Source organism: Bacillus sp. (in: firmicutes), assembly GCF_031983925.1.
Taxonomy (GTDB): Bacteria; Bacillota; Bacilli; order Bacillales; family Bacillaceae_G; genus Bacillus_A; species Bacillus_A pacificus.
The window spans coordinates 241,128-258,857 of the sequence record NZ_DALYZR010000002.1; the positions used below are offsets into that span (position 1 = coordinate 241,128).

Consider the following 17,730-nt stretch of genomic DNA (forward strand, 5'->3'; position numbering starts at 1 on the left):
ACTGATTATTATCATACAATAGTTACTCTTCTTTATCAAGCAATTGCTTTGTATACTCTACATATCTACGATGTACCGTCGCTTTTGAAACATTATGACCAAAGCCACGTAGTGTTGCTGCAATTTCTTCGAAAGTAAGTTCACTCTTACGCAAACGTACAATTTCCTCAATTGGCACTTCTTTCTTCTCTCGTCCTACACTTAAATGACGATTCTTTAAATTATTTTCTGGACGATAGCCTTTTTCTACTGCTCGTTGCATACCACGTTTAATTTTTAAATTATGAATCTTTCTTTGATACTCTTCAACAATACCAATAATATCTAATACCATTGAATCAGAATCCGACAATTGCAATTCACCATTATGTGTATGCGTATATACTTTTATTCCTTCTTTATGTAAACAGTGCATTAACGCAATCTTTGCATTCCCCCTACCAAGGCGCGTTTCATCTTGTATAAGTAGCACATCAATTTGTTCGTCTCGAATTGTATCTAGCACTTCTAATATGCCGTCACGTTCAATTGTATAGCCACTAGCCTGTTCCTCAATCACCTTAGTAACATTCATTTGGTAGCGCTCCGCTAAATGCAATAATTCATCTTTTTGACGTAATAATGATGTTTCTTGTGCTTCTTTTGTTGTACTCACACGCGCATAAATAATTGCATTCATTATGAACCCCTCTTTCTCACTATAATTTCCCTTTAGTGTAACATAAATTCGCCTTTTGTTCGAACTTATGTTTGTAGAATGTTTTTTCACATGTTATACTTATTAATAAGAAAAATGAAAGAAAACGAGGTGTTAGAAAACATGGAAAAGTTAACGAAACGCCAGCAAGACATTCTCGACTTTATTAAGCTAAAAGTACAAGAAAAAGGATATCCACCTTCCGTACGTGAAATTGGTCAAGCAGTCGGCCTCGCTTCTAGTTCTACAGTGCACGGACATTTATCAAGATTAGAAGAAAAAGGATACATTCGACGCGATCCAACAAAACCACGCGCAATTGAAATTTTAGGTGAAGACCGAATGGATACAGAAACACAATCTGTTATTCAAGTTCCAATTGTCGGGAAAGTTACTGCTGGATTACCAATTACAGCAGTCGAAAGCGTTGAGGAACACTTCCCTCTTCCAGCTAGCATTGTCGCAGGAGCAGATCAAGTGTTTATGTTACGTATTTCTGGAGATAGTATGATTGAAGCTGGTATTTTCGATGGAGATTTAGTTGTTGTTCGCCAACAACAGTCTGCATATAATGGTGAAATTGTAGTCGCTTTAACAGAAGATAATGAAGCAACTGTTAAACGTTTCTATAAAGAAAAAGACCATTTCCGTCTACAACCGGAAAACTCTTCATTAGAACCTATCATTTTAAAGCAAGTGTCCGTTATCGGTAAAGTAATTGGCGTATATCGTGATTTACATTAAGAATATAAAAGAAGATAATTACCTTATTTATATACGGTAATTATCTTCTTTTTTGTATTTTGATAGATTTTCATACATTCTATTTCTTATGAACGCGTTTCAATCGTCACATCGCCCGCAGCTGTTTTACCGCTAATCTTTTTACTCCCATTACCAATCGTTACGTCTTTATTTTCTTCATTAAAAATTGTTACATCCCCGGCAGCACTTTGCCCAGTAATTACCGCATCTTTTGGTTTTTCCGATAAAGTAATATTTATATCTCCCGCAGTTGAACTTGCTTCTAGATTATACATAGAATCATGATCTAGAATATTTATTTCCCCACTGGTCGTTTTTGCAGTCACTTTCCCTATTACTTTTTTAAAGTTTACTTCACCAGCTTTTGTAGATCCCTCCACATTCTTAGCCGTTACATGTTTCAAATCCACTTCTCCAGTAAGTGTTCTAGCACTTACACGTTCACTTTTCACATCACTTATTTCAATTTGTCCAGCAGATGAATTTACTTTTACATCTTGGTAAGAGCGTTCAGGCACAAGGAGAGTCAATGTAGACGTTTGAAACCTAAAATCGTAAAAAGAAAAATCAAATGAAGCATCTTTTTCTCTTTCCCCAATGATTTTTAATGTGTCACCATCTTCAGTAATACGAATCTCTTGTTTACGCGCATCTCCTGATTGCTTTACATAAAAAGAAGCGTCAGGAGATTTTTGGACAACAATATCCCCGACATCTAACTTAACTTCTATATTTTTTAGTGTTTCATTTTTAATTTTATCTTCTTTGTTTCCTTCTTCTGCAGCTTGCACTGCTTTTTCATATGTTTGTGAAATCCCAATTACTCCAATAATGATACAAGCGATTGCTGCTAACAAGATTTTTTTCATCATCTACTCCCCTTTTATCATTTTGAAGTTCCATATTACATAACGTACGCAAAGCTTTTTAAACCACTTCGTACTATAATAAGCGATTATACATAACAACAAACCTACTCCAACAAAAGTTATACTAACGAATAAATCTAACCATATAAAAGTACCCATAAATACTTTTCCAATTACGAAAAATGGTGTCACTACACTAGCAATCCCACCGACCCAAAAAGAAAATATAAAAGCAATAATTGCAACTAACGGGCCTAACACAATAACGAAATTAAACAAACTAAGTCCAATCGCCGCCATGACAGCTCTTGTCACATTTGAAGTTGATGGATCTTTTTTCATTTCATCGAAACGATACATCGCAAGCAATTCTTTTGCAATTACTTTCGGAGAGCCAAGCCCCTTTATTATTTCCGATTCAGTTTTTCCCTCTTCTATCCCAAACTGAAAATGCTCTTCATAATCAAATAAAATATCTTTTCTCTCTTCGTCCGGTAACTTTCTAAGGTGACTTGATAATTCCTTAAGAAACTGTTCTTTACTCATCCCATTCCACCCCTTCAATAATTTCTTGTACACCTTTCGCAAAATCACGCCACTCTGTTACTAACACATTCAGTTGCGTTTCCCCTTGCTCAGTTAGTTGATAATATTTGCGAGGTGGTCCTTCCGTAGATTCTTTTAAATACGTTTGAAAATATCCTTCCTTCGTTAAACGGCGTAATAAAGGATATACTGACCCTTCCGATATTAAAAATTTATTTGAGATTTGCTGAACAAGTTCATAACCGTAACAATCCTTACGTTTCACAAGTGCCAGTACACACAGTTCTAACACACCTTTTTTAAACTGAACGTTCAAGTGCAATCCCCCTTTCTCATTTCAGTACTGTTCAATACACGGTACCTTCCTTATCCATAATATACCACTTAGTACTATTTATTGCAAGGTACTATATTTTTAAACACCCGAACTTTAGTATTAAACATATTCAATACCGAACACAACATATCATACAATTTTTTAAACCCATAGATATTACGCATGTTACTTGTACTTATCCATCCTTTTGGAACACAAAGTAATTCGAATTTCACCACGTTACATTAAAGATATGGAATAGAAATTCAAATACCGTCATATTTTTTCAGGCATCTATTCAATTCATTTCAACTAACACCTATATTGTCGACAAATAAAAAAGCCCTGATACCGTAGTATCAGGGCTTCCTCACCTCTTAGTATAGAGACATATATTGATCGCGTTCCCATTGGTGAACTTGCGTACGGAAAATATCCCATTCAATTTCTTTCGCTTCGATGAAGTGCTCAAGTAAGTGATCTCCTAATGCGTTACTAATTACTTCATTAGCTTGTAATGTAACTAAAGCTTGCGCTAATGTTGCCGGTAAATCAACGATACCTGCTTCTTCGCGCTCTTCTTTTGTCATTACGTAGATGTTACGATCTACTGCAGCTGGTGGAGTTAATTTGTTTTTAATTCCATCAAGACCTGCTGCTAATAATGTTGCCATTACTAAATATGGGTTTGCAGCTGGGTCAACACTACGTACTTCTACGCGTGTGCTAATACCACGAGATGCAGGGATACGTACTAATGGACTACGGTTTTGTGCAGACCATGCTACGTAACAAGGAGCTTCGTATCCAGGTACTAAACGCTTGTAAGAGTTTACAGTTGGGTTTGCTACCGCTGTAAATGCTGGTGCGTGTTTTAAAATACCTGCGATGAAGTGACGAGCGTCATCACTTAATTGTAAGTCACCGTTTTGATCATAGAATACGTTCTCACCATTTTTGAATAGTGATAAGTTACAGTGCATACCTGAACCGTTCACACCGTATAATGGTTTTGGCATAAATGTTGCGTGTAAACCGTGTTTACGAGCAATTGTTTTTACAACAAGTTTGAATGTTTGAATGTCATCACATGAACGAATTGCATTTGCATATTTGAAGTCAATTTCGTGCTGCCCTGGAGCAACCTCATGGTGAGACGCTTCAATTTCAAAGCCCATTTCTTCAAGTTCAAGAACGATATCACGACGACAGTTTTCCCCTAGATCCATCGGCGCAAGGTCGAAGTATCCACCGTTATCGTTTAATTCTAATGTTGGATTTCCTTTTTCATCTACTTTGAATAGGAAGAATTCCGGCTCTGGTCCAAGATTGAAATCTGAGAATCCTAAAGCTTCCATTTCTTTTAATACACGTTTTAAATTGTTACGTGGATCCCCTTCAAATGGAGTGCCATCTGCATTGTAAATATCACAGATTAATCGAGCTACTTTACCTTTTTCAGCTGTCCAAGGGAAAATCACCCAAGTATCTAAGTCTGGATATAAGTACATATCAGATTCTTCAATACGTACGAAACCTTCAATAGAAGATCCATCAAACATCATTTTGTTATCAAGAGCTTTTGTTAATTGGCTCACTGGAATTTCTACGTTTTTAATTACCCCTAAAAGGTCCGTAAATTGTAAACGGATATACTTTACATTCTCTTCTTTCGCCAAACGGAAAATATCTTCTTTTGTGTACCTAGCCATTATAAATTCCTCCTTAGTCCCTCTAAACACCTTCAGAATCAGTTCTCTTTAGTGAAAAAATCTTGAAATATCACCTTGTCGCAATGAAGTTCGATTAAATCTACCTGTATGTTGTAGTTCATCTCGAAGTATTTTGCGAAGCTCAGTTTTTGAAATTTCTTTCGTTTCTTCTTTTACTTTCACTGCTTCTGTTTGATTTTCTTTCATTAGTAACACTTGTTTAATACCAGCCATATTCAAGCCTTGATCTAATAAATCTTTAATCTCTAACAACTTATCTACATCGTTAAATGAGAATAATCTACGATTCCCCTTTGTACGGGTTGGAGAAACAAGATTATGCTCTTCATAGTAGCGAATTTGACGTGCAGACAATTGTGTTAAATCCATAACAATACCAATAGGAAACAGCGGGGCAGAACGTCTATCTTCTTTCATTGCTTCAGTTCCTCCTTCGCCTTAACTGCTTCTCATTTTATACCATGTTATGTTTGGTGTCAATAGATGTTAGCTTTTCTTACATGATTTTTTATAATTTTTTTCATTCTTTTTTCTAATGAAATAAATCATTACTTTCACACGAAAAAAAGCTGTCAAAATTGACAGCTTCCCTTTAAGAAATTGTTAATAATTCTTTTTCAATTAATGCATCAATTGCAGAACAAATCGCAATCTTCACATGCGAATAAGTTAGCCCACCTTGTACGTAAGCAACATAAGGCGGACGAATTGGACCATCAGCTGACAATTCAATACTTGCACCTTGAATAAACGTTCCCGCAGCCATAATTACATCATCTTCATACCCCGGCATATAATTGGCATATGGAGTGAAGTGAGAATTAATCGGAGATGCATATTGAATTGCTTGGCAGAATGCAATCATGCGATCTTTGTCATCAAATTGAACAGATTGAATTAAATCCGTTCTTGGTGCATTCCACGCTGGTGATGTATTCATTCCTAACTTTTCTAAAAATGCAGCTGTAAAAATCGCACCTTTTAGCGCTTGTCCTGCTACATGCGGCGCTAAGAAGAAACCTTGATACATTTCTTGCAGACTGTATAAAGATGCCCCTGCTTCCGCACCGATTCCTGGAGATGTTAAACGATATGCACACGCTTCAACATACTGTTCTTTACCAACAATGTAACCACCAGTTTTAACAATTCCCCCACCCGGGTTTTTAATAAGCGAACCTGCCATTAAATCTGCACCAACATGACATGGCTCTTGCTCTTCAATAAACTCGCCATAACAGTTATCTACAAACACGACAACATCTGGTTTAATTTCCTTAACAAACGCTATCATCTCTTTAATTTGAGAAATAGTAAACGACGGACGAGTAGCATAACCTTTTGAACGTTGAATTCCAATCATCTTCGTATTACTATGAATGGCAGCTGCAACAGCTCTAAAATCAACTAGCCCCTCTTCAGTAAGCGGAACTGCATTATAACCAATATTATATTCTTTGAATGATCCTACACCTTTTCCACGTACACCAACAATTTCTTCTAACGTATCATACGGCTTACCCGTGATGTACAATAACTCATCTCCCGGACGTAAAATACCGAATAGCGCTGTTGAAATTGCGTGAGTACCTGAAATGATTTGCGGACGAACAAGACCAGCTTCCGCTCCAAATACATCTGCATACACTTTTTCTAACGTATCACGACCAATATCATCATAACCGTAACCTGTCGTCGGAATAAAATGTGAATCACTAATTTTATGTTTACGGAAACTTTCTAACACACGAAACTGATTACTTTCAATTACTTCATCCGCACGTTTATGTACTTCTGTAATTTGACTCTCTACTTCTTTTACGATTGGAGCAATTTTTTCTCCATTTTTCAAACGATCAAACATTTTTATTTTCTCCTTCTTCCACTAAAAATCTCTTTAATTGTACATTAAGCGATGAATGAGCAAAAATATACCCCGCGCAATCATATACAAATTTCTCTTCCAAAAACTCCATTTTCGTTAATAGCGTCTCTGTCTTTAATAGAGTTAATAACTTACCTTCACTCGGAGGAATTTTCACTTGATAACAATTCATTTCTTCCTTCATTTTCGTTTCTATCGCTTCTTTTATATGTAATAGATCATTTTCTTCAAAAGCACTAGTCATTAAGAAGTCACTTTTCGGAAACGGAATAAAGTTTTGATGTAATTCATCTTTTTTATTATATAACGTAATAATAGGAGTATGATTGATTTCGAGTTCTGACAATAATTGTTTTACTGTTTTCTCATGCCCTACATAATTCGGATCTGCAGAATCCACAACATGTAAAATAACATCCGCTTCACCAGCTTCTTCTAATGTCGAGCGGAATGCAGCAATTAATGATGTAGGTAAATCTTGTATAAAACCAACCGTATCAGTTAGTAATACTGTATAACCAGAAGGTAACGGCATCTTCCTTGTTGTCGGGTCTAGCGTTGCAAACAACAAGTTCTCTTCAAATGTATCGGCTTCCGTTAATCTATTAAACAACGTAGATTTCCCTGCATTTGTATATCCTATTAACGAAACTTGAAATACTTTATTATCTTTTCTTCTCTCACGATATCTTTTTCGATGTTCTACAACAACTGCAAGTTGTTTCTTTATTTCATCAATCCGTGATCGGATATGACGACGATCCGTCTCAAGTTTCGTTTCCCCCGGCCCTCTCGTTCCAATACCACCACCAAGACGTGATAAAGACAATCCTTGCCCCATAAGACGCGGCATTGTATATTGCAACTGAGCTAATTCAACTTGAAGCTTCCCTTCTCTCGACTTCGCACGTTGCGCAAAAATATCTAATATAAGTTGCGTTCGATCAATTACCCTCGCATCTAATACTGAGGATAAATTCCGAATTTGACTCGGTGTTAATTCGTTATTAAATACGATAACATCCGGTTCTAATTCTTCAGTTAACATTGTAAGCTCTTCTAATTTACCTTTACCTATATAAGTCGCCGGATGAAACTTCGGTCGTTTTTGCGTTGTAGACACTAACAATTCTGCTCGTGCAGTTTTCGCTAATGATGCAAGTTCTTTCATGGAATGCATAAATTTTTCATCATCATCTTGCGGCAATTGACAGCCCACTAATATGACTTTCTCTTTTTCTTCCATCAAATATGTTCACTCATCCTTTTCGAAATTTAAACCTTCTAATATAATAGCAGAGGAAGCACATTTCATCTAGTTAGCGGGGGAGAAAATTCATGGCATGGGAGATTTTTAGCATCATAGGCACAATTGCTTTCGCATTAAGCGGGGCTATTGTTGCAATGGAAGAGGATTATGATATTTTCGGGGTGTATATTTTAGGAATGGCAACCGCATTTGGGGGAGGTGCCCTTCGTAATTTATTAATCGGTTATCCGATTGTCGCGTTTTGGCAACAAGACATGTTATTCCAAATCGCACTTTTATCAATGACGATTATTTTTCTTTTTCCAAATAAATTAATTAGACACTGGAAAAAGTGGGAAAACATCACTGATGCTATCGGCTTATCAGCATTTGCCGTACAAGGGGCATTATACGCTCAAAAATTAAATTTACCAATTAGTGCTACAATCGTAGCAGCCGTTTTAACTGGCATTGGAGGCGGTATTATCCGCGATCTTTTAGCCCGTAGAAAACCTCTCGTTCTTCGAGCTGATGTATATGCTTTTTGGACGATTCTGGCAGGTTTCTTAATTGGCGCTCAAATTATTGTTAGCGATTGGGCTCTATACACCTTATTCATTTTAATTGTTTGCTTCCGCATGGTTTCTATTCATTACAAATGGCATTTACCGCATAGACGCATCGACACAAACGAACGTTCAATGCATAAATAGCAATCCAACCTCTTTACAAATCGTAAAGGGGTTTTTCTTTTCTAATGAGTTTTTCTTTACAGAATGTTTATACTAATCCTCAAAGCGAGGTGAATACAAATGACAAACCATGTGAATAAAGGGGCTCAAAAAAGCTCAGTAGGTCAAATTGGACACGACCCTAATTCCGCACACGAAAAAAGTGCTAAAATGGAACGATTCCATAAATCTTATCAAGAAAAAGCAAAAAAGTAATAGAAGCACTTATACAGAAAAACAGACGCACAGTTTACGTACTGTGCGTCTCCTCTTCAAGCATCAAATCACTGCTTGATATTCCAATCAAATCATATTTATCATATGCATCCTCTTGTAACAACCGCATAGCTTGTGTACGAATCGATTTTTCAACAATATTCCGGACATATCGTCCATTACTAAAGGATGTAATTTGCGATGAGTACTTTACAGCATGTAAATGATCTCTAAATTTCCATTCAGCCTCTTTCGATAACTGATATTCACGTTCTTCATACATCCTCTTCCCTATTTCTAACAACTGATTTACTGAGTAGTCCGCAAACTCAATTATAAATGGAAAACGAGATTGCAGTCCTGGATTCAATGAAAGAAAGTGATTCATCTCTCTTGAATATCCAGCTAAAATCAATACAAAACCGTGTTGTTTATCTTCCATATGTTTTACGAGCGTATCAATTGCTTCTTTTCCAAAATCTTTTTCTCCCCCTCGGGCTAATGAATATGCCTCATCAATAAACAAAATTCCTCCCATTGCTTTTTTTATTAAATCTCTTGTTTTTTGAGCTGTATGACCGATGTACTCTCCTACAAGATCCGCACGTTCAGCTTCAACTAAGTGCCCTTTTGATAGAATATTCATCTCAAATAATAATTTCCCTATCATTCTAGCAACAGTTGTCTTCCCTGTACCTGGATTCCCTTTAAATAACATATGAAGTACTTGTTTCTCAGACTTCAATCCTATTTCTTGTCTTTTTTTATTCACATAAATCCAAGCATATATTTCTTTTATTATCTTTTTTATATCATCCATCCCAACGAGTTTTCCCATCTCTTCTTCAATTCTTTGCAGCATCTCATGTTTCGTAGTAGTTTCACTTGAAATTACTGTTTTATTTTCTGCAGCCGGTAAAGAAATTTTCTTTCGATGATTTAACACAATGTTAATTTGATTATTATTTTTCTTTCGCATCGATTGTTCCATACAATCACCTCATTTTATCCACTCACCAAATATTATTATTCTTGTCTCCTTTGCAAATGACTATTTTCAGAAAAGTTTGCTATAATAAAAGAAATAATGAAGGTGGTGGGACTATGGAGACAACGGAATTCCATGATACAATACAAGCCTTTTCTATTTTTTTATTGAATAAAGGCCGAAAACCTTCAACCATTAAACGTTATGTTTATGACATTGAAGATTTCGGACATTGGTTAGAAAAAAACAAAAAGCTCCCTTCCAGTAATATATGGGCTACACTTTGTACAAAAGACTACGAAGATTACTTTTCCGACTTAAAAAAGAATCGACATTACTCAGAGAAAACGATGCACCGTGTATTCATTGTATTAAATAGAATGCATCACTTTCTAAATATTCCTAACCCATTAAAGAACATGGAAATGTCTATTCAACCAGACCGCACACTCCGCAATGAAGATTTCATTTCATCTGATGAAGAAAAAAGATTAAAATATATAGTCACTTCATTAGAAGGACTTTCAGAAAAACAACGTCCTGTACGCCCTTTATTGATGGATCGTAATATCGCTATTTTAAATTTATTAATTGACTATGGATTATCCTTACAGGAACTTACAGCATTAACTATGCATCACGTCCACTTTGAAACTAACACGTTATCTATACCTGCAACCGCAGGAGTAGAAAGAACAATTACATTAACTAGCGAAGACAAAAAACAACTATATACTTATTACAAAAGTATCCCTGAACCCGTTCGTCCAAAATATCATAGTAATGATCCATTATTTGTCGCATTCGATTTTAATCGCGGAACATACAGATGGGTATACGAAAATGATGCACCAAAGGGATTAACAGAAATCGCTATCCAAAAAATGATTCGCCTTGAAGTATCCAGAGCTAATTTACGCAAAGGAATCTCAGGACAACACTTTCGTAACACCTATATTTTAAACTTAATAAAAAAAGAAACTCCGGAGTCAGAAATTATAAAGCTAGCTGGCTTCAAGTCAAAGATTTCACTAAAACGATATTATCAATACGCAGAAAATAGAAAAAACGCCTTATCATAAGGCGTTTTTTCTATTTTTTCTTCAAACAAACGATTTTACTATGACCATTTAACTAATTTTTGCATCTACTATGATGAGTTTCGTTCATATCCTCATGAGAAAGGAGAGATTTAATGTCTCATTATAACGACAGTCAGAACAAATTCTCCAAACCATGCTTTCCAAGTAGCGCTGGACGAATTCCAAATACTCCATCAATCCCAGTTACTAAAGCACAACTTAGAACATTCCGCGCAATCATTATCGATTTAACAAAAATAATCCCAAAACTTTTCGCAAATCCATCTCCCCAAAATATTGAAGATCTAATTGATACATTGAACCTACTAAGTAAATTTATTTGTTCACTAGATGCTACTTCCTCCCTGAAAGCACAAGGGTTAGCTATTATTAAAAACTTAATAACTATATTAAAAAATCCAACTTTCGTAGCAAGCGCTGTATTTATCGAGCTTCAAAATCTAATTAATTTTTTACTATCCATTACAAAACTATTCCGAATTGACCCTTGCACACTTCAAGAGCTTCTTAAATTAATCGCAGCATTACAAACCGCTCTAGTTAATTCTGCTTCATTCATTCAAGGACCTACTGGACCTACTGGGCCAGCAGGTGCTACGGGCGCTACCGGTGCCACTGGACCTCGAGGTAACACAGGCGCTACCGGCGCTACCGGACCTCAAGGTAACACGGGCGCTACTGGTGCCACTGGACCTCGAGGTAACACGGGCGCTACCGGCGCTACCGGCGCTACCGGACCTCAAGGTAACACGGGCGCTACCGGCGCTACCGGACCTCAAGGTAACACAGGCGCTACCGGCGCTACCGGACCTCGAGGTAACACGGGTGCTACGGGCGCTACCGGACCTCAAGGTAATACGGGCGCTACCGGCGCTACCGGACCTCGAGGTAACACGGGTGCTACTGGTGCTACCGGTGCCACTGGACCTCAAGGTATTCAAGGTAACACGGGGGCTACCGGTGCCACTGGACCTCAAGGGCCTCAAGGCAACACGGGCGCTACTGGTGCCACTGGACCTCAAGGGCCTCAAGGGAACACGGGCGCTACCGGCGCTACTGGTGCCACTGGACCTCAAGGTATTCAAGGGCCAACGGGCGCTACTGGTATAGGAGTTACCGGACCTACTGGACCTTCTGGTGGGCCTCCTGGACCTACTGGACCTCAGGGACCTCAAGGTAATACAGGTGCTACTGGGGCCACTGGACCTCAAGGTGCTCAAGGACCGGCGGGGGCTACTGGGGCTACTGGACCTCAAGGTGTTCAAGGGCCAACGGGCGCTACTGGTATAGGAGTTACAGGACCTACTGGGCCTACTGGACCTAGCTTCCCTATAGCAACAATTGTTGTAACAAACAACATTCAACAAACAGTACTACAATTTAATAACTTTATCTTCAGTACTGCAATTAACGTAAATAATATTATCTTTAATGGCACAGACACAGTTACAGTTATCAACGGTGGTATTTATGTAATTAGCGTATCCATCTCTACAACTGCACCAGGATGTGCGCCACTCGGAGTAGGAATTTCAATAAATGGAGCAGTTGCAACTGACAACTTCTCTTCAAATTTAATAGGCGACTCACTTTCATTTACTACAATCGAAACATTAGCTGCAGGAGCAAACATTTCTGTCCAATCTACTCTTAACGAGATTACGATCCCTGCAACAGGAAACACTAACATTCGTCTAACTGTATTTAGAATCGCTTAAATTTCACTATTTATTGTTTATGGCAAATAAAAAAAGAGCGAGAAACTCGCTCTTTTTTTGTTATGTACAATAATTTATTACTACTCTAATTCAATTGAAACATTTTTTTGTGGTACGAATGTAGAAATTGCATGTTTATAAATAAGCTGTTGCTTACCTTCTGTTTCCAGTAGGACTGTAAAATTATCAAATCCTTTAATTAACCCACGAAGCTGGAAACCATTTAATAAGTACAGCGTAACAAACGTATTCTCTTTACGGAGTTGATTTAAAAACTGATCTTGAATATTGATTGATTGCTTCATGTCGAATCCTCCTCTTTTTCTCTACTTACTATTATTCGACTTTAGTTGTAGCTTTCCTTCTATGTATCGTAAAATTTCTGACGTTTTTTCACCGTCTGTAACATCAAACCATGTGACATCCATCTTATTACGGAACCACGTTAATTGACGTTTTGCATAACGACGTGAATTCGTCTTTAATTGTGATACCGCTTCTTCTAAAGAGACACGATCCTCAAAATAATCATATATCTCTTTATACCCAATCGCTTGAATAGATTGACAATCTCGTATCCCTCGATTATACAACCCTTCTACTTCTTCTAATAAACCTTGGTCCATCATTATATCAACTCGTAAGTTAATGCGATCGTATAGCATTTCACGATCCATTGTCAAGCCAATTAAGGAAACATCGTATAATAACTCGTTTTCTTGTTTTTCAAGTTGATCACTCATTTTTTCACCCGTCGTGTGGAAAATTTCTAACGCCCTAATGACACGGCGTACATTATTTGCATGAATACGCTCAGCGCTTTCTGGGTCTACTTCCTGTAATTTCTTATGTACATATTCCACACCACGTTCTAATGCTAACTTTTCCATGTGTTCTCGGTATATAACATCACCAGCATCATCCGTAAACTGATAATCGAATAAAACAGATTGTATATACAGACCAGTTCCACCAACGATAATCGGCAATTTACCACGCTCTGTAATCTCGCGAATATGCTTACGAACACGTTCTTGAAATTCGGCAACCGAAAATGATTCTTCCGGATTTTTTATATCAACCATATAATGTGGAATTCCGTCCATCTCTTCTTTCGTCACCTTTGCGGTTCCAATATCCATCGTACGATAAATCTGCATGGAATCTCCACTTATAATTTCACCATTTAACGCTTTGGCAAGATCAATACTTAACTTCGTCTTCCCAACAGCAGTTGGTCCAATGATGACAGCAACTTTTTCACGTTGCACTTCTCCCATATCATTCAACTCTCTTTATGTAATGTACTCCATCTATTGATTATATCCAATCTTACCAATTTTAACGGCATGATTGCAAGTTCTTTCATTACGGTACATGAAATTATAAATAAAAAAGAACATAGTTTGTCCAATTCCGCATATACATGATTAAAAATACCTTCGAGAGGATGAGTTAACTATGAAACAATCCACTATCAATTTTTCATCTTTGACAAAAGACCTCATTTTAGCTACTGCTACAAAAGAACACAATTGTTCACAAGAAGAATTATACTTTGCCTTAAATTGTTTACTACGTTCTTTTCATTCTGCTCTCCAAGAAACAACATTACATCTAGAAAATAAAGATACAGAGTATATACAAAACCAATTTTGCAGTGCATATAAAATTATTACAGGTAAAACTATTTACCCTTTTCAATAATCCATAAAAGGCGGTTGCTTACATACTTTCAAGCAACCGCCTTTTATATTAATACATATACACTACTCTATCACTTTCACTTTTACAGATTTGCGCCCCCAGCTATTCGCACTACCATCTGAGCCAACTAAAACATCAATACGATTTCCTTTAATTGCCCCACCAGTATCTCCAGCAATCGCTTCTCCATATCCTTCTACCCATACTTTTGATCCAAGTGGAATTACTTTAGGATCAACAGCAATTACTTTCATATTTGGATTCGCTGTTAAATCATGCCCCATTGCAGTTAATACACGACCACCATACGAACCATTCTCACTCGGATCTGCTGTATATGCTGTCGCTTCTACCGTTATTTCACGTCCACCAGCCGGTGCACTTGTTTCATTAGATTTCGCAACTTGTTTCGTAGTTGACTGCTGTTTTGCCACAGGTTTACTTGATTCTACATTCTTAACAGATTCTTTACCCTTAACTACTTTATTACTTTTAACCGGCGTATTTACTCTTTCCGGCGCTTCTTCTTTCGTTGCAACTTCTTTCTTTTCAATCACTGGTGCCGTTCCTGTTAAAAATGGCACATGAACATATCCTGTTTTTCCATTATAGTCAAATTGCAACCATTCATTTTGAACTTGATTTGTCGTTTCAATTACATCATTTTTATTCAGTTTACCAAGAATTTCTGAGTCAGTATTCGCTCCAGCGCGAACATTTAACACACCCGCCGTCACATAATATGTACTTTTTGTAAATTCAGCACTTACAAACGCTTCTTGACCATTTAATTTAATTTTTGTCCATCCGTTTTCTGTATTTACAACATCTAATTTATTTCCACTTAACATTTTACCTACAAGCTTAGACTCTACAGTTGGGTTTTCTCTAACATTTAATACGTCTGTTGTTACAATCGTTTCTGCTTTCGCAGAACCTGCAAAAATCCCAAGACCAAAAACTGCCGCCGTTGCTATACCTAATAATTTTTTCATGAATAGCCTCCATTTGCTTTGTTTTCGTATTTTTAGTATAGCAACAGATTTTTAGTATTTTTCGAAATCACACAATTACAAACCATTCGTAATATGCGATTAATGAGTTGTAACATAAATTTCCATATTAATGAACCCCATTTCTAATAGAATCTTCAATAGTTTTCATATATTTTCCACATACAAGCACCAGAATTTTTTTCCAGAAAAAATTACAGTATTACTTTTTTGTTACAAAAAAATCATATTTCATTACATCTTTTACCAAAATTCATCATTCTCCAATTATTAACCTCCTTTTTTGTAATAAAAAGGAGCAGCTAATAAAAGCTACTCCCTTTACACGTATTATTTAACTTTCTTTTTCCAAATTCCCATCATAAGAGCAGAAACAACTGCCCCTATCAATATCGAGAAAATATATAACACTGGTTTATTTACTAAAGCGATAACAAACAATCCACCATGCGGTGCTGGTAATGTAATTTGGAATAACATTGATAATGCACCTGCAATACTTGAACCGACAACACAACTGACAATTACCCGAACCGGATCTGCTGCTGCAAATGGAATCGCACCTTCTGTAATAAACGATGCCCCCATAATATAATTTGTTAAACCAGACTTACGTTCCGCTTCTGTAAACTTCGATTTAAAGAAGGTAGTTGCTAACGCAATTGCAAGCGGTGGCACCATACCACCGGCCATAACCGCTGAATGCACCCCAAAGTTCTTCGCTTCTATCGCAGCAATACCAAACGTAAATGCTGCTTTATTAATTGGACCACCCATATCAATTGCCATCATCGCACCTAAAATAAGACCTAGTAATATAGCATTTGTACCGTTCAAACCATTTAACCATCCTGTTAACATTTCATTCAATGCTACTACAGGCGGAATTACTACTTTTTGCATAACAACTCCTGTAATCAATAATCCAAAGACTGGATATAACAAAACAGGCTTAATTCCTTCTAACTGTACTGGTAACCCTGAAAATAATTTTTTCAATCCTAAAACAACATATCCGGCTAAGAAACCAGCAATTAATCCACCTAAAAATCCAGCATTCGCATGTGCCGCTAAAAATCCTCCGACAACACCAGGCATAAAACCAGGACGATCAGCAATAGAACTAGCAATAAATCCTGCTAAAATTGGTACAAGGAATAGAAATGCCCCTGTTCCCCCTCCTCCAATAGACATGAACAATTCAGCTAAAGGACCTTCTGCTTTTATACCACCAAACGAAAACGCTAGCGCAATTAAAATCCCGCCACCAACAACGAATGGAAGCATATTACTTACGCCGTTCATTAAATGCTTATAAATTCCTAATCCTTTTTCTTTCTCCGTATTTTCTACCTTTCCATCCTCTTTTACACCTTTAAAGATTGGTGCATCTTGTTTTACAGCCCGATTAAGAAGCGTCTCCGTTTTTCTAATCCCATCAGCGACTGGCACTTGAATAACATGTTTCCCAGCAAAACGGTTCATTTCTACTTGTTTATCTGCCGCAACAATTATAGCCGTTGCGCGTTCAATATCCTCTTTCGTTAAACCGTTTTTTATACCTGTTGATCCGTTCGTTTCAACTTTAATTGCAATTCCTAGCTCTTCTGCTTTTGCTTTCAAGCTATCTGCAGCCATATATGTGTGAGCGATTCCAGTCGGGCAAGCTGTAACAGCTAATACGTACGGTTCATTCCCTTCTGGTTTTGCAACTTCAACCTCTTCTTCTTTTTCATTTTCTTTTTCATCAAATAAACGAAGAAGTTCTTCTTCATCCTTCGTTTCTAACAATTGCTTACGAAACCCTTCATCCATTAATAGTGTAGATAGGCGTGATAACGTTTCTAAATGCGTATTATTCGCCCCTTCACTCGCAGCAATCATAAAGAATAAATGCGCAGGTTGTCCGTCAAGCGATTCATAGTTGATACCGCTTACACTTCTACCAAAACAAATCGCTGGTTGCTTAACAGCTTTTGTTTTCGCATGAGGTATAGCAATCCCTTCACCAATGCCGGTTGTACTTTGTGACTCCCGCTTTAAAATAGCTTCTTTAAATTCAGCTTTGCTATTTAAACGATTTGCCCCGTTTAATTTCTCAACTAACTCATCTATGACAGCTTCTTTATTTGAAGCTGTCAAATTCATAATAACTGTATCCCTTTTTAATAGTTCTGTAATTTTCATATGTTGC

General features: G+C 37.1%; 19 protein-coding genes. 6 read left to right on the forward strand and 13 right to left on the reverse strand.

Annotated features, from left to right (window positions below):
- Positions 1-22 precede the first annotated feature (22 nt).
- Positions 23-679 (reverse strand): YneB family resolvase-like protein, encoded by a 657-nt coding sequence (locus RTP99_RS07390; protein WP_000991471.1) that lies wholly within the window; start codon positions 677-679, stop codon positions 23-25.
- Between the two features lie 141 nt (positions 680-820).
- Between RTP99_RS07390 and lexA the strand changes: the two genes are divergently transcribed.
- Positions 821-1,441 carry a transcriptional repressor LexA gene (lexA, locus tag RTP99_RS07395; RefSeq protein ID WP_000413738.1) on the forward strand — a complete coding sequence of 207 codons (621 nt, stop codon included), beginning with the start codon at positions 821-823 and terminating at the stop codon, positions 1,439-1,441.
- Between the two features lie 86 nt (positions 1,442-1,527).
- Here the strand turns inward: lexA and RTP99_RS07400 are convergent, their stop codons facing one another.
- The 7 genes from RTP99_RS07400 to hflX form a co-directional block, all read right to left on the reverse strand.
- Positions 1,528-2,334, reverse strand: coding sequence for a DUF4097 family beta strand repeat-containing protein (locus tag RTP99_RS07400; RefSeq protein ID WP_000976104.1), 807 nt, complete (start codon positions 2,332-2,334; stop codon positions 1,528-1,530).
- On the reverse strand, positions 2,335-2,877 hold the full coding sequence (locus RTP99_RS07405; protein ID WP_000032400.1) for a DUF1700 domain-containing protein: 543 nt from the start codon (positions 2,875-2,877) through the stop codon (positions 2,335-2,337). It abuts the gene before it with no gap.
- Positions 2,870-3,193, reverse strand: coding sequence for a PadR family transcriptional regulator (locus RTP99_RS07410; protein ID WP_001102622.1), 324 nt, complete (start codon positions 3,191-3,193; stop codon positions 2,870-2,872). Before RTP99_RS07410 ends, RTP99_RS07405 begins: the two co-directional genes overlap by 8 nt.
- 377 nt (positions 3,194-3,570) lie before the next feature.
- Positions 3,571-4,905, reverse strand: coding sequence for a type I glutamate--ammonia ligase (gene glnA, locus RTP99_RS07415; RefSeq protein ID WP_000135329.1), 1,335 nt, complete (start codon positions 4,903-4,905; stop codon positions 3,571-3,573).
- 48 nt (positions 4,906-4,953) lie between these two features.
- Positions 4,954-5,343, reverse strand: coding sequence for a transcriptional repressor GlnR (glnR, locus tag RTP99_RS07420; RefSeq protein WP_000656783.1), 390 nt, complete (start codon positions 5,341-5,343; stop codon positions 4,954-4,956).
- 175 nt (positions 5,344-5,518) lie between these two features.
- Positions 5,519-6,790, reverse strand: coding sequence for a methionine gamma-lyase family protein (locus RTP99_RS07425; protein WP_000460298.1), 1,272 nt, complete (start codon positions 6,788-6,790; stop codon positions 5,519-5,521).
- Positions 6,783-8,057 carry a GTPase HflX gene (gene hflX, locus RTP99_RS07430; RefSeq protein ID WP_000391402.1) on the reverse strand — a complete coding sequence of 425 codons (1,275 nt, stop codon included), beginning with the start codon at positions 8,055-8,057 and terminating at the stop codon, positions 6,783-6,785. The genes RTP99_RS07425 and hflX overlap by 8 nt, the downstream gene beginning before the upstream one ends.
- A gap of 92 nt (positions 8,058-8,149) precedes the next feature.
- On the opposite strand from hflX, the gene RTP99_RS07435 reads away from it, so the two are divergent.
- Together RTP99_RS07435 and RTP99_RS07440 are read left to right on the forward strand one after the other, a co-directional pair.
- On the forward strand, positions 8,150-8,773 hold the full coding sequence (locus RTP99_RS07435; RefSeq protein ID WP_000312265.1) for a trimeric intracellular cation channel family protein: 624 nt from the start codon (positions 8,150-8,152) through the stop codon (positions 8,771-8,773).
- A gap of 99 nt (positions 8,774-8,872) precedes the next feature.
- Positions 8,873-9,007 carry a hypothetical protein gene (locus RTP99_RS07440; protein ID WP_000181496.1) on the forward strand — a complete coding sequence of 45 codons (135 nt, stop codon included), beginning with the start codon at positions 8,873-8,875 and terminating at the stop codon, positions 9,005-9,007.
- Between the two features lie 34 nt (positions 9,008-9,041).
- Here the strand turns inward: RTP99_RS07440 and spoVK are convergent, their stop codons facing one another.
- Complete coding sequence (spoVK, locus tag RTP99_RS07445) at positions 9,042-9,998, reverse strand: stage V sporulation protein K (protein ID WP_000438184.1); 957 nt, start codon at positions 9,996-9,998, stop codon at positions 9,042-9,044.
- 113 nt (positions 9,999-10,111) lie between these two features.
- Between spoVK and RTP99_RS07450 the strand changes: the two genes are divergently transcribed.
- Together RTP99_RS07450 and RTP99_RS07455 are read left to right on the forward strand one after the other, a co-directional pair.
- Positions 10,112-11,077 carry a tyrosine-type recombinase/integrase gene (locus RTP99_RS07450; protein WP_000450317.1) on the forward strand — a complete coding sequence of 322 codons (966 nt, stop codon included), beginning with the start codon at positions 10,112-10,114 and terminating at the stop codon, positions 11,075-11,077.
- Positions 11,078-11,190: 113 nt separating this feature from the next.
- Positions 11,191-12,816: a Gly-Xaa-Xaa repeat protein gene (locus RTP99_RS07455; protein WP_312365047.1), complete on the forward strand. Its 1,626-nt coding sequence runs from the start codon at positions 11,191-11,193 to the stop codon at positions 12,814-12,816.
- 80 nt (positions 12,817-12,896) lie between these two features.
- Here the strand turns inward: RTP99_RS07455 and hfq are convergent, their stop codons facing one another.
- Positions 12,897-13,121 (reverse strand): RNA chaperone Hfq, encoded by a 225-nt coding sequence (hfq, locus tag RTP99_RS07460; RefSeq protein ID WP_000813896.1) that lies wholly within the window; start codon positions 13,119-13,121, stop codon positions 12,897-12,899.
- Between the two features lie 21 nt (positions 13,122-13,142).
- On the reverse strand, positions 13,143-14,096 hold the full coding sequence (gene miaA / locus RTP99_RS07465) for a tRNA (adenosine(37)-N6)-dimethylallyltransferase MiaA (protein WP_000504947.1): 954 nt from the start codon (positions 14,094-14,096) through the stop codon (positions 13,143-13,145).
- A gap of 181 nt (positions 14,097-14,277) precedes the next feature.
- On the opposite strand from miaA, the gene RTP99_RS07470 reads away from it, so the two are divergent.
- Positions 14,278-14,523 carry a hypothetical protein gene (locus RTP99_RS07470; protein WP_000814415.1) on the forward strand — a complete coding sequence of 82 codons (246 nt, stop codon included), beginning with the start codon at positions 14,278-14,280 and terminating at the stop codon, positions 14,521-14,523.
- Between the two features lie 62 nt (positions 14,524-14,585).
- On the opposite strand, the gene entD is transcribed toward RTP99_RS07470, so the two are convergent.
- The gene (gene entD, locus RTP99_RS07475) at positions 14,586-15,518 is read right to left on the reverse strand and encodes a cell wall-binding protein EntD (RefSeq protein WP_000734632.1); all 933 of its coding nucleotides are present in this window, start codon (positions 15,516-15,518) and stop codon (positions 14,586-14,588) included.
- Positions 15,519-15,866: 348 nt separating this feature from the next.
- Complete coding sequence (locus RTP99_RS07480; protein ID WP_000704642.1) at positions 15,867-17,723, reverse strand: PTS fructose transporter subunit IIABC; 1,857 nt, start codon at positions 17,721-17,723, stop codon at positions 15,867-15,869.
- Positions 17,724-17,730 lie beyond the last annotated feature (7 nt).

Excerpts from the sequence above, each read along its gene's own strand:
- RTP99_RS07390 (WP_000991471.1), bottom strand. The coding sequence starts at position 679 with ATGAATGCAATTATTTATGCGCGTGTGAGTACAACAAAAGAAGCACAA.
- lexA (WP_000413738.1), top strand. The coding sequence starts at position 821 with ATGGAAAAGTTAACGAAACGCCAGCAAGACATTCTCGACTTTATTAAG.
- RTP99_RS07400 (WP_000976104.1), bottom strand. The coding sequence starts at position 2,334 with ATGATGAAAAAAATCTTGTTAGCAGCAATCGCTTGTATCATTATTGGA.
- RTP99_RS07405 (WP_000032400.1), bottom strand. The coding sequence starts at position 2,877 with ATGAGTAAAGAACAGTTTCTTAAGGAATTATCAAGTCACCTTAGAAAG.
- glnA (WP_000135329.1), bottom strand. The coding sequence starts at position 4,905 with ATGGCTAGGTACACAAAAGAAGATATTTTCCGTTTGGCGAAAGAAGAG.
- glnR (WP_000656783.1), bottom strand. The coding sequence starts at position 5,343 with ATGAAAGAAGATAGACGTTCTGCCCCGCTGTTTCCTATTGGTATTGTT.
- RTP99_RS07425 (WP_000460298.1), bottom strand. The coding sequence starts at position 6,790 with ATGTTTGATCGTTTGAAAAATGGAGAAAAAATTGCTCCAATCGTAAAA.
- hflX (WP_000391402.1), bottom strand. The coding sequence starts at position 8,057 with ATGGAAGAAAAAGAGAAAGTCATATTAGTGGGCTGTCAATTGCCGCAA.
- RTP99_RS07435 (WP_000312265.1), top strand. The coding sequence starts at position 8,150 with ATGGCATGGGAGATTTTTAGCATCATAGGCACAATTGCTTTCGCATTA.
- RTP99_RS07440 (WP_000181496.1), top strand. The coding sequence starts at position 8,873 with ATGACAAACCATGTGAATAAAGGGGCTCAAAAAAGCTCAGTAGGTCAA.
- spoVK (WP_000438184.1), bottom strand. The coding sequence starts at position 9,998 with ATGGAACAATCGATGCGAAAGAAAAATAATAATCAAATTAACATTGTG.
- RTP99_RS07450 (WP_000450317.1), top strand. The coding sequence starts at position 10,112 with ATGGAGACAACGGAATTCCATGATACAATACAAGCCTTTTCTATTTTT.
- RTP99_RS07455 (WP_312365047.1), top strand. The coding sequence starts at position 11,191 with ATGTCTCATTATAACGACAGTCAGAACAAATTCTCCAAACCATGCTTT.
- hfq (WP_000813896.1), bottom strand. The coding sequence starts at position 13,121 with ATGAAGCAATCAATCAATATTCAAGATCAGTTTTTAAATCAACTCCGT.
- miaA (WP_000504947.1), bottom strand. The coding sequence starts at position 14,096 with ATGGGAGAAGTGCAACGTGAAAAAGTTGCTGTCATCATTGGACCAACT.
- RTP99_RS07470 (WP_000814415.1), top strand. The coding sequence starts at position 14,278 with ATGAAACAATCCACTATCAATTTTTCATCTTTGACAAAAGACCTCATT.
- entD (WP_000734632.1), bottom strand. The coding sequence starts at position 15,518 with ATGAAAAAATTATTAGGTATAGCAACGGCGGCAGTTTTTGGTCTTGGG.
- RTP99_RS07480 (WP_000704642.1), bottom strand. The coding sequence starts at position 17,723 with ATGAAAATTACAGAACTATTAAAAAGGGATACAGTTATTATGAATTTG.